The 13018-nt window shown below is 55.5% G+C and carries 12 protein-coding genes; 7 read left to right on the top strand and 5 right to left on the bottom strand.

Going from position 1 to position 13018, the window contains the following annotated elements:
* Positions 1-29: 29 nt before the first annotated feature.
* The 6 genes from lacG to KNP76_RS03900 all read left to right on the top strand — a co-directional run bounded on the left by lacG (position 30) and on the right by KNP76_RS03900 (position 5289).
* On the top strand, positions 30-1454 hold the full coding sequence (lacG, locus tag KNP76_RS03875) for a 6-phospho-beta-galactosidase (protein ID WP_214842807.1): 1425 nt from the start codon (positions 30-32) through the stop codon (positions 1452-1454).
* A gap of 112 nt (positions 1455-1566) precedes the next feature.
* On the top strand, positions 1567-2349 hold the full coding sequence (locus KNP76_RS03880) for a DeoR/GlpR family DNA-binding transcription regulator (RefSeq protein ID WP_214842809.1): 783 nt from the start codon (positions 1567-1569) through the stop codon (positions 2347-2349).
* A gap of 168 nt (positions 2350-2517) precedes the next feature.
* On the top strand, positions 2518-2937 hold the full coding sequence (locus KNP76_RS03885) for an RpiB/LacA/LacB family sugar-phosphate isomerase (RefSeq protein WP_214842811.1): 420 nt from the start codon (positions 2518-2520) through the stop codon (positions 2935-2937).
* A 13-nt stretch (positions 2938-2950) separates the two neighbouring features.
* Entirely contained in the window at positions 2951-3472 is a 522-nt protein-coding gene (gene lacB / locus KNP76_RS03890; protein ID WP_034804626.1) for a galactose-6-phosphate isomerase subunit LacB, read from the top strand.
* A gap of 19 nt (positions 3473-3491) precedes the next feature.
* Positions 3492-4361 (top strand): tagatose bisphosphate family class II aldolase, encoded by an 870-nt coding sequence (locus KNP76_RS03895; RefSeq protein WP_034804624.1) that lies wholly within the window; start codon positions 3492-3494, stop codon positions 4359-4361.
* 10 nt (positions 4362-4371) lie between these two features.
* Positions 4372-5289 (top strand): 1-phosphofructokinase family hexose kinase, encoded by a 918-nt coding sequence (locus tag KNP76_RS03900; protein WP_214842813.1) that lies wholly within the window; start codon positions 4372-4374, stop codon positions 5287-5289.
* Between the two features lie 41 nt (positions 5290-5330).
* Here KNP76_RS03900 and chrA read toward each other — a convergent pair whose 3' ends face one another.
* The gene (gene chrA / locus KNP76_RS03905) at positions 5331-6515 is read right to left on the bottom strand and encodes a chromate efflux transporter (RefSeq protein ID WP_214842815.1); all 1185 of its coding nucleotides are present in this window, start codon (positions 6513-6515) and stop codon (positions 5331-5333) included.
* A gap of 6 nt (positions 6516-6521) precedes the next feature.
* On the bottom strand, positions 6522-6830 hold the full coding sequence (locus KNP76_RS03910; RefSeq protein ID WP_214842817.1) for a PadR family transcriptional regulator: 309 nt from the start codon (positions 6828-6830) through the stop codon (positions 6522-6524).
* Between the two features lie 205 nt (positions 6831-7035).
* On the opposite strand from KNP76_RS03910, the gene KNP76_RS03915 reads away from it, so the two are divergent.
* Positions 7036-9720 (top strand): HD domain-containing phosphohydrolase, encoded by a 2685-nt coding sequence (locus tag KNP76_RS03915; protein WP_371816149.1) that lies wholly within the window; start codon positions 7036-7038, stop codon positions 9718-9720.
* 35 nt (positions 9721-9755) lie between these two features.
* On the opposite strand, the gene KNP76_RS03920 is transcribed toward KNP76_RS03915, so the two are convergent.
* From KNP76_RS03920 to KNP76_RS03930, 3 genes are all read right to left on the bottom strand, one after another.
* Positions 9756-10859, bottom strand: a complete 1104-nt coding sequence (locus KNP76_RS03920; RefSeq protein WP_214842819.1) for an ABC transporter permease — start codon at positions 10857-10859, stop codon at positions 9756-9758.
* Positions 10846-11985: an ABC transporter permease gene (locus KNP76_RS03925; protein ID WP_251137327.1), complete on the bottom strand. Its 1140-nt coding sequence runs from the start codon at positions 11983-11985 to the stop codon at positions 10846-10848. The genes KNP76_RS03920 and KNP76_RS03925 overlap by 14 nt, the downstream gene beginning before the upstream one ends.
* A gap of 137 nt (positions 11986-12122) precedes the next feature.
* Positions 12123-12923 (bottom strand): ABC transporter ATP-binding protein, encoded by an 801-nt coding sequence (locus tag KNP76_RS03930; RefSeq protein ID WP_371816150.1) that lies wholly within the window; start codon positions 12921-12923, stop codon positions 12123-12125.
* Positions 12924-13018 lie beyond the last annotated feature (95 nt).

Raw genomic sequence — 13018 nt, forward strand, 5'->3', positions numbered from 1 at the left:
CAAAATCTTTCTAATGAGGTGACTTGACGATGAGACAATTTCCGGAACAATTTATTTTTGGAGCAGCAACAGCAGCCTATCAAGCAGAAGGGGCAGTAGGTGAAGGGGGACGTGGTCCTTGTTATTGGGATGAGTTCCTTCATCGGCCGGAGAGTCGATTCAACGGGGACGTGGCGAGTGACTTCTATCATCAATATCCAGTCGATTTGAAACTGTCGAACGAGTACGGGCTGAACGGCATCCGGATCTCGATCGCCTGGAGTCGGGTCATTCCGGACGGGAAAGGTGAAGTGAGTGAAGAGGGTCTCGCGTTTTATGACCGCTTGATTGACGAGTGTATCGCGCAGGGGGTCGAACCGTTCGTGACGCTTCACCATTTCGATACGCCGCTCCCGCTCTTCAAAGAGGGGGATTGGTTGAACCGTGACAACATCGATCACTTCGTCCGCTTCGCGGAAGTTTGTTTTGACCGCTTTGGTGATCGTGTGAAGAAATGGGTCTCTATCAACGAACCGTGGTCGGTCGTCGCTGGGCAATACATCATCGGACATTTCCCGCCGAACATCAAATACGACGTGGCGAAGGCGATTCAGGCCATGCATCATATGATGATTGCCCATGCCCGTGTCGTCGAAGCGTATAAAGAACGCAACTTGAATGGCGAGGTTGGCATCATCCATATCCTCGAATCGAAGTATCCAATCACGGATCGCCCAGAAGACGTCGAGGCGGCGCGCGTCGAGGATACGCTCGCGAATGCGTTTATGCTCGATGCCTGCTTCAAAGGGCGCTACAGTGAAGAGACGCTTCGCGTCATCAATCATTTGATGGCGTTACAAGGTGAATCGTTGCGGGTTGAACCGGACGATGAAGCGCTACTTGAGCGTGCGAGCCGATTGAACGACTTCCTCGGTGTGAACTATTATGCGAGCCATTTCATCGCGCATCATGACGGGGAGAGCGGGATTCACCACAACGGGACTGGCGAGAAAGGGACGAGCGTCTTCGGCTTGAAAGGGATTGGCAAACGCGTCACGAATCCGGACGTCCCGACGACTGACTGGGACTGGCCCATCTACCCGAAAGGATTGACGGACATGTTGACACGAGTCCATCGTGAGTATCCAAGCTATAAGACGGCCTACGTCACGGAGAACGGGATGGGCTACAAGGACGATTTCCAAGACGGTTTCATCGACGATACGCCGCGAATCGACTATATCGCGCAGCATTTGGATGCTATTCTCGATGCGATCGAGGCGGGCGTCGACGTCCAGGGGTATTTCCTCTGGTCGCTCATGGACGTCCTGTCTTGGACAAACGGCTTCAACAAACGTTACGGTCTGTTTTACGTTGATTTCGAGACGCAAGAACGATATGCGAAAAAAAGTGCACGTTGGATGCGTGAAGTGGCGAACCGGCGCCAAGTGCTCCAACCCGAAGACGTCAAATGAACAACAAGTCGGTTCTTTTTGAACCGGCTTTTGTTTGTTTATGTTCTAAAATGATAGGCAAGGAGTGGGGGAGTTGAGTATACTAATAGATAGAAGGAGGGGGACTGGAAAAATGCTAAAAGAACAACGTTGGGAGCGCATCATGGAACTTGTCGAGACGAGGGGGGTCGTCAAGACGACGGAAGTGACCGAATTGCTTGGGGTCACCCCGATGACGGCGCGACGAGATTTACAGATGCTTGAAGAGTTGGGGAAACTAGAACGGATTCACGGGGGCGCGAAGTCGCTCAATATGGAGCGGCCGTTGTCGTACGAAGAATTATCTCACCTTGAGAAAAAACAAATCCGTTCAGACGAGAAGCGGAGTATCGCGCGCAAGGCGGCGGAGTTGATTCGTGAAAACGCAACGGTCTATATCGGTCCAGGGACAACGAACGAGTTGATTTATGACTATATCGACGTCAACGCCCGGATTTTTACGAACTCGTATCAAGTGTTCGAGCGATTTAAGAATGACAATCGATTCGAGCTGATGTTGATTGGGGGAAGGTATCGAGAGCGTACAGGGGCGTTCGTCGGTAGCTTCACGAACGACATCATGTCCCGAATCAACGTCTCCATCGCCTTCGTCGGGACGAACGGCGTGAACAATGAGCGCATCACGACAGCGAATGAAGAAGAAGGGGCATGTCAGAAGATTATTTTAGATAACGCTCAAATGAAATATATTTTATGTGATTCGAGTAAGGTCGGTCGTGTCGATTTGTTCGACTTCTATCGACTCGATCGTGTGGAGGGACTCATTACAGACCACAACATCAGTGAGACGACGCTCCATCACTATTCTGCTTACACGGAGATCATTGTTGGTTCGAACGAACACGTAAATGTTTGAAAAACAATCATATTTAGGCTATCCATTCATTAAAAGATGAATGGATAGCCTTTTTTGATAAAAAACAAACAAAATATGTTCTTAAATGATTGATTTAGTTTCGTTATATGGTAGTATAAAAGTGTAAACAACGAACAAAAAAGAACAAAAGAGAAAGAGGGTTATCGTATGAAAATTGCGCTTACGTCAGATCGTGCTAGCGAATCGCGAAAACAGATGGTAGTAAGATGGGTCGAAGAACTTGGACATGAAATCGTCGATTACTCGGGAGAGGATACGGTCTCAGCTGTGACACGAGCTGCTGAAGCGGTGAAAAACGGTGAAGCGGATCGCGGTATTTTACTCGACGAGTTTGGATCTCTATCGTATATGGTCGCAGCAAAACAATCGGGTATCGTCTGTGCGCAAGTATCTGACGAGCATTCCGCGAAGATGACACGAGACCATAACAACTCAACAATCATCGCTATGGGGAGCGCGATCATCGGGGATCGACTTGCTCAAGAAATTGTAAGCGCCTTCTTGGAGGCGGAGTATTCGGGTGGTCGGCATCAAATCCGTGTCGACATGCTGAACAAAATGGCCTAAGGAGGAACGGAACATGAAAATTGCAATCGGTTGTGACCACATCGTGACGGATATTAAAGACGAGATGATTAAAGTGTTAGAAGAAAAAGGCCACGAGGTGCTCGACTGCGGGACGTATGATTTTGAGCGGACGCACTATCCGATTTACGGACGTCGCGTCGCGGAAAAAGTGGTGACGGGAGAGGCCGACCGTGGCGTCGTCATTTGCGGGACGGGCGTCGGAATCACGACGTCAGCCAATAAGGTCAAAGGAGTCCGGGCCCCGCTGGTGCGTGACATCACGACAGCGAAGATGGCGCGTGAACAACTCGATGCGAATGTGATTGGCATCGGCGGTCGAATCACCGGCCTTGGCCTCATGGAAAATATCATCGATGTGTTCCTCGAAACGGCCTATATCGAGACGGAAGAGTCGAAGCGAACAATCGCAGCCATTGACGCACTCGCAAATGAGAGCCGAGGGCTTGACGGCGATGAGATCTTTGATGAGTTCTTGGAAAAATGGGAAGCAGGCTGTTACGTAGATAGCAAATAATTCGATGAGGTGACTGAACATGGAAATGATTAAAACAGGTGTAGTCAATACGAAAGAGATGTTACTCGATGCGCAACAAAACGGTTATGCGGTACCTGCCTTCAACATTCATAACTTGGAAACCGCGCAAGTTGTCGTCGATACGGCCGCTGAACTGCGTTCTCCTGTCATTCTAGCGGCGACGCCGGGCACGTTCACGTATGCGGGACGTGACTACATCCAAGCGATCGCAGACACGGCGGCTCGCCGCTACGAGATTCCAATCGCCCTGCACCTTGACCATCACGAGACGGTCGAAGACATCAAAAACTCGCTCGACCTCGGTACGAAGTCGGTCATGATTGATGCCTCTCATCACGCATTCGATGAGAACATTGAAACGGTCCGCCAAGTCGTCGAACTGGCTCGTGAGTACGGAGCGACGGTCGAAGCTGAACTTGGGCGCCTCGGCGGGCAGGAAGATGATCTCGTCGTCGATGAAGCGGACTCGTTTTATACCGACCCGAACGCCGCTGCGGAGTTCGTGGAACGCACTGGCATCGATTCGCTCGCTGTAGCAATCGGGACGGCTCATGGTCTGTATAAAGCAGAACCGAAACTGGATTTGGAACGACTATCCCAAATCCGCGAAGTTGTCGATATCCCGCTCGTCTTGCATGGGGCTTCGGGTGTGCCGTTCGACACGGTCCGAGAATGTATCCGTCGAGGCTGCTGCAAGGTGAACATTGCAACCGAGCTGAAAATGCCGTTTGCCTCGACACTTCGCAGCGTGTTGACAGAGAATCCAGAAGAGAGCGACCCGCGCAAGTACTTCGGACCAGCGAAGGCTGCGATGAAGACCGTCGTCGAAGAAAAAATTCGCATGTGTATGAGCGACGGGCGCTACTGAGGATGAACCGATGATTTTAACGGTCACCTTGAATCCTGCGATTGATGTCCGGTATGACATGGGCAACTTCCAACTCGATAAGACGAATCGGATCGACTCGATTCATAAAACTGCCGGCGGCAAAGGATTGAACGTCACGCGTGTCGTCCATCAGCTCGGAGAACCGGTCCTCGCGACCGGCCTTCTCGGGGGCAAGGCAGGCGAATGGATCGAATCGGAACTCGACGCGGCGCGCATCCGTCATGATTTTTATCACGTGGAGGGTGAGACACGCTCGTGTCATGCGTTCCTACATGAAGGGCATCAGACAGAAGTGTTAGAAGCTGGACCGACGGTGAGCGAGTTAGAGTGGCATGGGTTTCTCGAGCACTTCGTCACGTTGCTAGAGGAAGCCACGCTCGTCGTCGCTTCAGGAAGTCTACCAAAAGGCGTGCCGACTTCGGCGTATCGTCAGTTGAACGAACTCGTGGAACGTCTCGGAAAGCGGATGATTCTTGATACGAGCGGAATCGCATTACGCGAAGGGGTCATGTCGAAACCGTTCTTAATCAAACCGAACGAAACAGAACTCGCGGCCCTTGAACCGAGTAAATCGACCGAAGTAGCACTCGATTTGCTCGCCGATACGATTCCTTGGATTGTTCATTCGATGGGCAAAGACGGGGCGATCGGATTGGTCGAAGGGGAACGTTATGTGGTCACGGTCCCTTCCATTGAGGCGATCAATCCTGTCGGCTCAGGTGACGCGATGGTCGCAGGGATTGCCGTGGGGCTGTTGAGACAATATCCGATTGAACAGACGCTCGCGCTTGGGAGTGCGACGGGGACATTGAACGCCCTCGAACCGGGGACGGGAACGATTTCGGTGCAGGCGTTACCTGATTTGCTCGAGAAAATCAAAGTCAACCAACTGTTCAGCCCATCATAAGAAAAACAGCGACAATCGTGAGCGATTGTCGCTGTTTTCTGTTACAGCATCCCGATGATCGTCCCGCCGATGACACCCGCGATGACGAGCGACCAAGGCGGCAATTTCCAGTAGGCAATCATGACGAACAAGAGGGCGGCGAAGACGAAGTCGACGACACCGTTCACCGTGCTCGTGAAGATCGGCTGATAGAACGCCGCAATCAAAATCCCGACGACGGCCGCGTTCACCCCGATGAGGGCACCGCCGACTTTCGGGTTCCGGCGTAAGGCGTTCCAAAACGGGAGCGCCCCGAGGATCAAGAGGAACGCCGGCAAGAAGATGGCGAACGTCGCGAGCAACCCGCCTGGCACCCCATTGATGACGGTCCCGAGGTACGACGCGAACGTGAACAGCGGTCCCGGTACGGCCTGGGCCGCCCCGTATCCGGCGAGGAACGCCTCTTCACTCAAGAAGCCGGCAGGGACGAGCTCACGCTCGAGGAGCGGCAAGACGACGTGACCGCCGCCGAAGACGAGCGCCCCGGCCCGGTAAAAGCTGTCGAACATCGCAATCGATTGGTTCTCGATCGTCTCACGTAAAATCGGCAAGATGACGAGAAGTGCCCCAAACAACCCGAGGAGCACGGCCCCGAGTCGTTTCGAGAGCGGGAACGTCGCCGATTTGACGTCCAAGTTTTGCGGCTTGAATAGCAAGAACCCGGCCAAGGCGGCGAGGACGATGACGAGCACTTGGCTATACGCCGTCTGGACGAGCAAGGCGCCGGCGAGGGCGAAGAAGGCGATCGTCCGCGTCTTCGCGTCCGGTGTGAGCTTCCCGGCCATGCCGAGGATGGCGTGGGCGACGATGGCGACGGCGACGACTTTTAAGCCGTAGAGCCAGCCGGCGTCCGACACGTCGAGCCCGGAGACGAACAGGGCGAATACGATGAGTGCGATGACCGACGGGGCGGTGAAGCCGATGAACGACGTGATCCCGCCGAGAATCCCACCTCGGACGATGCCGATCCCGATCCCGACCTGAGAGCTTGCCGGTCCGGGTAAGAACTGACAGAGGGCGACGAGGTCGGCGTACGCCTTCTCATCAATCCATTTGCGGCGTCTGACGTATTCCTCGTGGAAGTAACCGAGGTGGGCGATCGGTCCCCCGAACGACGTCAAGCCGAGCCGGGTCGAGACGAATAAAATCTCAAGTAACGTTTTGAGCGTTACGCGTTGTTTCTCCATGTGGTGTCACTCCTTTATCTCTTTAAACAGTTCATACGCTTTTTGGCGGGCTTCCGCCAAGACGACACGTCCTTTGTCGGTCGTCGTGTAGTTCTTCCGGATGTGGCCGTCGACGTTCTCGTTCTTCCGGATGAGCAAGCCGTCCTTCTCCATCCCGTGCAAAATCGGGTAGAGCGTACCGGCACTGATCGCATAACCGTGTTCACGGAGCTCTTCGACCATCCAGGCACCATACACCGGATGTTCTGCGGCATGGTGCAAAATGTGGATATGGATGAAACCGAGGAAGAGCTTCCGGAGGATGCGGTCTTCCATCATCATCAACTCCTTAAAATCGAAATTCGATATCGATTACCGACATCAGTCTAACAAGAATGATGCAGACGTTCAACCGTTGAGGTGCAGCTTTACACAAACTTTACATGTACATATTCAGTTGAATGCATTCGGAAAATATAGGGAATTCATCGAAAATGAGGTAAACTGAAAAGTAGAAACTGACCCAGTAGGAGGGAATGACGTGACAGCACGCGACCATACTCAATACCAATCCTTGTTGCGCCATATGCCCCAGGGCTACGTCGAGTTCAAAGTCGTCTACGACGCGAACGGTGAGCCCGTCGACTATGAGTTCTTCGAAGTGAACCGAGCGTTCGAGAACATCATGAAAGCAAAGCGAGACCAGTTTATCGGCGGGCACATCACGGACGTGTTGAAAGACTTTGAATACAGCGAACGGGAATGGATCGCGCAAGTGGCCAAGGCGGTCAGCAGCGGGGAGGCCATCACGTTCGAACACTTCTCGCGTCGCAACAAGGCGTGGTATGAGCTATCCGTCTTCAGCGAGCGACCAGGCTACGTGACGACGATCTTTCATGACGTGACGCCGCACGTCCAGGAGAACAACGCCTTGAAGCAACTCGTCAACGTGTCGCATCGGTTCGTGTCGACCGGACGCGAACTGTTGATCAATCAACATTTCCTCGATCAAATCCGGTCGTTCACCGGGGCGAAAGCGGTGGCGCTCAACTTGATTGAAGAGGACGGCGAGACGTACTCGACCGTCGCACTGAGCGGTCTGAACGAGACGATTGAACGAAGTTTGGACATTTTAGGGTTCCATCCCGTTGGCAAGAAGTGGGGGGTCTATCCGGAACGGGTCCGCCTGATGAAGCAGGACAATCCCATCATATTCAAGCACGTCGAAGAGTTGATCGAGAATCGACTCTCGAAGCGATTAATCAAAAACTTGACCCGCATCTTTGACCTCGGGCAAATCGTCTTGTTTAAAATTGAGAAGGATGGCGTGCTCTACGGCGACTTGACGATCGTCATGCAAGGGACAGACGAGCCGGACCGGCTTGGTCTCGTCGAATTATACATCCATCACATCCTCGAACAGATGATGAAGTCGGACCAACAGACGGGTAAAGCGAAAGACTCGATGTTCGAAGGGTTCGCCACCGTCGACCTCGAGTGCATCATGTCGCTCCAGAAACGGGACATTTTACATTTGAACAAACCGTGGGAGCGGGTGCTCGGTTTTCCACTCGAAGAACTCGAGAACATGGACTTCATCGGCCTCGTCCACCCGGATGACGTCGCGAAGACGGACCGTGCCTTCGCCGAGCTCGAGACGGCAAGGGAACTGTTCCGTTTCGTCAACCGTTACCGGACGATTGACGGGGACTATCGCTCCATTGAATGGCATTGTAAAGTCCAAGGTAGTTACATTTACGCCGTCGCCAAAGACGTGACCGAACGCGTCCAGCTCGAGGAGGAGCTCGCCGAGCGTGACCGTCTGCTGACGAAGCTGTCCGACCAAGTCCCAGGGGCGATCTATCAGTTCGAGCGCCGGCCGGATGGCTCGTTCTCGTTCCCGTTCTTTAGCCGCGGGTTCGAAGAGTTGACCGGTGTGCTCGCCGAGGACGTTCGGAAAGACGCGAGTATCGTCTTCTCGAAGATCCATCCCGACGATTACCCGCACGTCATGGCGAGCATCGAGGCGTCGTATCGCGACTTGACGATTTGGGACGCCGAGTTCCGCGTCTTCATGCCGGACGGGCATACGACGTGGATTCTCGGCTCGTCCCGCCCTGAGAAGCTCGCCGACGGGCACGTGCTCTGGCACGGCTATATCGGGGACGTCACGGAGAAGAAGAAGTATGAGATGGAGATCGAGTACTTGAGTTATCACGACCAACTGACGGGCGTGAAGAACCGGCGTTACTTCGATGAGGCGCTCCTCACGTATGACGAGGAAGCGTATTATCCGCTCGCGCTCATCGTCGTCGACGTGAACGGGTTGAAGTTGACGAACGATGCGTTCGGGCATCTCGTCGGGGACCGGCTCTTAATCGAGGCGACGAACATCTTGAAGCGGGAAGTACGGGGCAAGGACACCGTCGCCCGAATCGGCGGGGACGAGTTCGTCCTCATCTTGCCGAACACGTCACCGAACGAGGCGCGGCAGCTCGCCGACCGATTGAGCCGGCTGTTCCATGCCAAGTCGATCGAAGGGCTGCCGATCTCGGCGTCGTTCGGCGAAGCGGTGAAGCTTGATGCGTCGATGTCGATTATCGAGGTGTTCAATCTAGCGGAGGACCGGATGTACCATCATAAAGTATCCGAGAAGCAGAGCCGACGCCATCACTCGATTCAACTCATCATGCGGACGCTCTACGAGAAAATCCCCCGGGAAGAGGCGCATTCGCAACGGGTCGCGGAACTGTCCGGGAAACTCGGGACGGCGATGGGCTTCACGACCGCCGAAGTGAGCGAGCTGAAGACGGCCGCCGTCTTGCACGATATCGGGAAAGTCGCGATCAGCAACGATATCCTCGACAAGACGGGGCCGCTCACCGACACTGAATGGCGCGAGATTAAACGCCATCCGGAAGTGAGCTACAACATCTTGAGCACGGTGCCGGAGTACGGCACGTTGTCCGAGATCGTGCTCGCCCACCACGAGCGCTGGGACGGGAAAGGCTATCCGAAAGGGATAAGCGAGTATGACATTCCGCTCGCCTCACGCATCATCTCGATTGCCGACACGTTCGACGTCATGGTGACGGGACGACCGTATCGTAAGGCGAAGACGGTCGAGGAGGCGCTCGCGGTCATTCGAGACGAGGCTGGCAAACAGTTCGACCCGATGCTCGTCGAGGTGTTCTTCGAGAAAGTCGTGCCGACGTTACAACGGTAAAGAGCGGGGCGCCCGAGTCGGGGCGTCCCGCTTTGTTATGTCGTCAGCGGCCGTCTCTTCAAGTAAAGCGCCGTCGCGAGAAAGAAGATGAGCGTCATCACGACGAGGACGGACAAGGACTGTGCCGGGAAACGGCCGGCGTACATGTCGATCACCCCGGCGTTGAACCAATACGTCGGAAGCAATCGCCCGACGACCGTCAACGAATCGGGCAGCCACGTCAAAGCGATGAAGGCGCCCCCGGTGATGGCGGCCGCCATCGTCACGGAGATTTGCCAAATGTTCGCCTTCTCCCGGTTCGACGCCGACACGGCGATGAGCGCTCCGATGGCGAGACAGCTGCCTAGATACGCGAGAAAGAGCAGTGTGAGCACCGGTAGATGGGGGAGGATGTCATCCCGATAGAGCACGGAGCTGAAGGCGAGCAACATGAGGACGTACAACGTGCCGACCGCGAAAAACGAGCCGGTGAGCGACGCGATATAGCGGCGCGGTGAAATCGGGGCGGCGAACAGACGGGCGTAAATCGATTCGTCCCGGTCGTCGGCGACGAATAGCGGGATGAACTGGAGGAACGCCGACATCATGACGAACGACAGGAGTCCGAGAAACGCCTGCGTCCGTGCCGTCGTCTGGACGCTCTCGCGGAACGGCTCGCTCGTGAGCGTATAGCCGCCCGAGGGTTCTTCGTCCATGAGCGTCCGGAACACCGTCAAGTCATAGTTGCTCGCCTCGAGCAGTTGTCGTTCCCGGGACAAGTGGGCGTTCAGTGCCTGTTCGACGAGGGCGGCGTCACTCCCTTCAGTCGCGCTGAAGGCGAGGCGAGGCGTCTCGGTTTGAAACATCGCTTCCGTGAACCGTTCCGGGATGACGAGGACGATATCCTGGCCTTCGAGGAACGTGTCTTCCTCCGCGGTCGAACGCAACAACGTCACGTCGCCGAACCGTTCGGCCTCTTCAATCAGGCGCTCGGCGAGGAGCCCGCCGTCGCGGTCGAGGATACCAATCGAGGCGTTGAGCGTTGACGTCGAGTTGAAGAACGACAGGACGAGGGCGAAACCGAACATCGAGACGAATGTGAACACCCATAACCCTTTCTTCCGAAGCATCCGTTTGGCGACGTGTCTAAACAGCACCATGGCGCTTCACCCCTTTCCAGAGCAACAGGCTGAGTGCGGCGAAGACGAGCGCGTGAAGCGACAGCCAGCCGAAACTTTGCCAAAAGAGCGACGTGTCCCCGCCCCGCAACAACACGGCGAGCAGGCCGTCGCGCATGAAGATCGGCATGAAGACGTAACGGGCCCACGGTGCGTATGTGAGCGTCACTTGATCGAAGCCCGGGACGTAACCGCCCGAAAGAATCATGATGATGGCGACGAAGCCGTTGACGATCGCGTCTTTCGTCGAGTAGGCGAGGCGCGGCAGGCTCGAGATGAAGAAGCCGAACGCCGTGCCGTACGTGGCGAGGGCGACCCAACCGATGAGGAGCAGCTCGAGGCGCACGTGATCGAGCGAGAAGCTCCGATAGACGAAATGGCTGAACCAGAACACGAGCACGAGCTGGAGGAAGATGAGCCCATAGCGGCTCACGGTCCGGGCGAGCCGATAGTCGATTAGCCGGACGGGCGCGGCCTGAATCCGGAGGTAGCTGCCGCGCATCGGCCGCTCATCGTTTAGCATCGACGTGATATAGAATGCGCCGAACAAGGCCGTCATGATGGAGATGGTGACGGTGAAATATTCGAGCGACGTCGGGGTGCGGCCCGACAAGTCGACGCTCTCGCTGTCCGTGAAGGTGAACGGTTCGTACGGTGCGGATGCGCCCGCTTCGGCGAGCAAAATCTGTTGATTGGCGATATCCGTGTATTGCGTGAGCACCGCCTCTAAAACGTCGACCTCGACCGTCGTCGGCTCTTCATATAACAGCGTCACGTCCGGCCCGACGAGATGAAGGATGACATCGGCGTCCCCATCGTTCACGGCCGCCTCGGCACGGTCGACTGTATCGTAAGCCGTGAGCGTCAGAAATTCACGCATGTCGTCCGACGTGAGGAACGTCTCGAGCGGTTCCCGATACGCGTCGGTCGATTCCTCGACGTAGGCGACGTCCGTCACCGGGAGTGAGAACTCGGTGCTGAAGATGGCCGACAACATCGTCCCGAGGCCGAAAATGAGGACGATTGGGAAGATGAGCATCCAAAACAAGGTGGACCGGTCACGCAGTTGCTGTTTGATGTCATATTTGATGAACGTCCATGTCTTCATGATGATCACTCCCGGAGCGTCTTGCCGGTCAAGGCGAGGAAGACGGTGTTCAACGACGGTCGGTCGACGGTGATGGCGGTGAAGCGAACCCGTTCGTCGTGGAGCACGTCAAGGAGCGGCGCGAGCGGGGTGTCTTTCTAGAGCGAGACGTCAAGGTACGGCTCCTCGTACTCGACGCGGCGCACCCGTTCGAGCGCCCCGAGCCGGTCAAGTAGGCCAGGGGTGAGCGCCTCGACTTTGATCCGTGCCGTCTCGAGCGTCATGACTTGGTCTTTCAACTCGTCTTGCGTCCCTTCGGCGATGATCCTGCCTTCGTCGACGATGGCGACCCGGTCACATAATAGCTCGACTTCCTCCATATAGTGAGACGTGTAGATAATCGTCGCCCCGCGGCGGTTGAGCTCACGGATATTCTCGAGAATCGTGTTCCGCGATTGCGGGTCGATGGCGACGGTCGGCTCGTCCATGAAGATGAGCTCGGGCTCGTGCACGATGCCACAGGCGATGTTGAGACGGCGAAGCAGTCCCCCGGACAGTTCCGGCGGACGTTTCTTTTGATGCGCGGTCAGTTCGACGAAGTCGAGGGCGGCGAGCGTCTTCTGCTTCGCCTCGTCGGGCTTGAACCCATACAGCTCGGCGAAGAACTGGATGTTCTCGAACACGGTGAGCTGGTCATAGACGGACACGTGTTGCGGGACGATGCCGACGCGTCGTTTGATGGCGAGCTCGTCTTTTGGCATCGATTGACCGAAAATGCGGATTGTCCCGCTGTCGGCCGGATACAAGTTGAGCATGACAGAGATGGCGGTCGTCTTACCGGCACCGTTCGGTCCGAGCAGACCGAACAACGTGCCAGCTTCGACGTGGAGGGAGAAGTCGTTCAAGGCGACGGTCTCCCCGAAGCGTTTCGTCACATGGTCGAGCGCAATGATGGACACGGGAACGCAGCTCCTTTCTCGTGAAAACCTATACAAAGATTTGTTCCCGTTTGCAGGGATTTTCAACGCCTCGTCGAATGAAAAACAATAGTCGG

Origin of the sequence: Exiguobacterium sp. s150, from assembly GCF_018618435.1 — a bacterium.
GTDB classification, from domain to species: Bacteria; Bacillota; Bacilli; order Exiguobacteriales; family Exiguobacteriaceae; genus Exiguobacterium; species Exiguobacterium alkaliphilum.

What these genes read in the sequence shown, in the direction of transcription:
- KNP76_RS03925 (WP_251137327.1), bottom strand. Translation starts at nt 11,985, where the DNA reads ATGAAGACATGGACGTTCATCAAATATGACATCAAACAGCAACTGCGT.
- lacG (WP_214842807.1), top strand. Translation starts at nt 30, where the DNA reads ATGAGACAATTTCCGGAACAATTTATTTTTGGAGCAGCAACAGCAGCC.
- KNP76_RS03910 (WP_214842817.1), bottom strand. Translation starts at nt 6,830, where the DNA reads ATGGAAGACCGCATCCTCCGGAAGCTCTTCCTCGGTTTCATCCATATC.
- KNP76_RS03885 (WP_214842811.1), top strand. Translation starts at nt 2,518, where the DNA reads ATGAAAATTGCGCTTACGTCAGATCGTGCTAGCGAATCGCGAAAACAG.
- chrA (WP_214842815.1), bottom strand. Translation starts at nt 6,515, where the DNA reads ATGGAGAAACAACGCGTAACGCTCAAAACGTTACTTGAGATTTTATTC.
- KNP76_RS03880 (WP_214842809.1), top strand. Translation starts at nt 1,567, where the DNA reads ATGCTAAAAGAACAACGTTGGGAGCGCATCATGGAACTTGTCGAGACG.
- KNP76_RS03900 (WP_214842813.1), top strand. Translation starts at nt 4,372, where the DNA reads ATGATTTTAACGGTCACCTTGAATCCTGCGATTGATGTCCGGTATGAC.
- lacB (WP_034804626.1), top strand. Translation starts at nt 2,951, where the DNA reads ATGAAAATTGCAATCGGTTGTGACCACATCGTGACGGATATTAAAGAC.
- KNP76_RS03895 (WP_034804624.1), top strand. Translation starts at nt 3,492, where the DNA reads ATGGAAATGATTAAAACAGGTGTAGTCAATACGAAAGAGATGTTACTC.
- KNP76_RS03920 (WP_214842819.1), bottom strand. Translation starts at nt 10,859, where the DNA reads ATGGTGCTGTTTAGACACGTCGCCAAACGGATGCTTCGGAAGAAAGGG.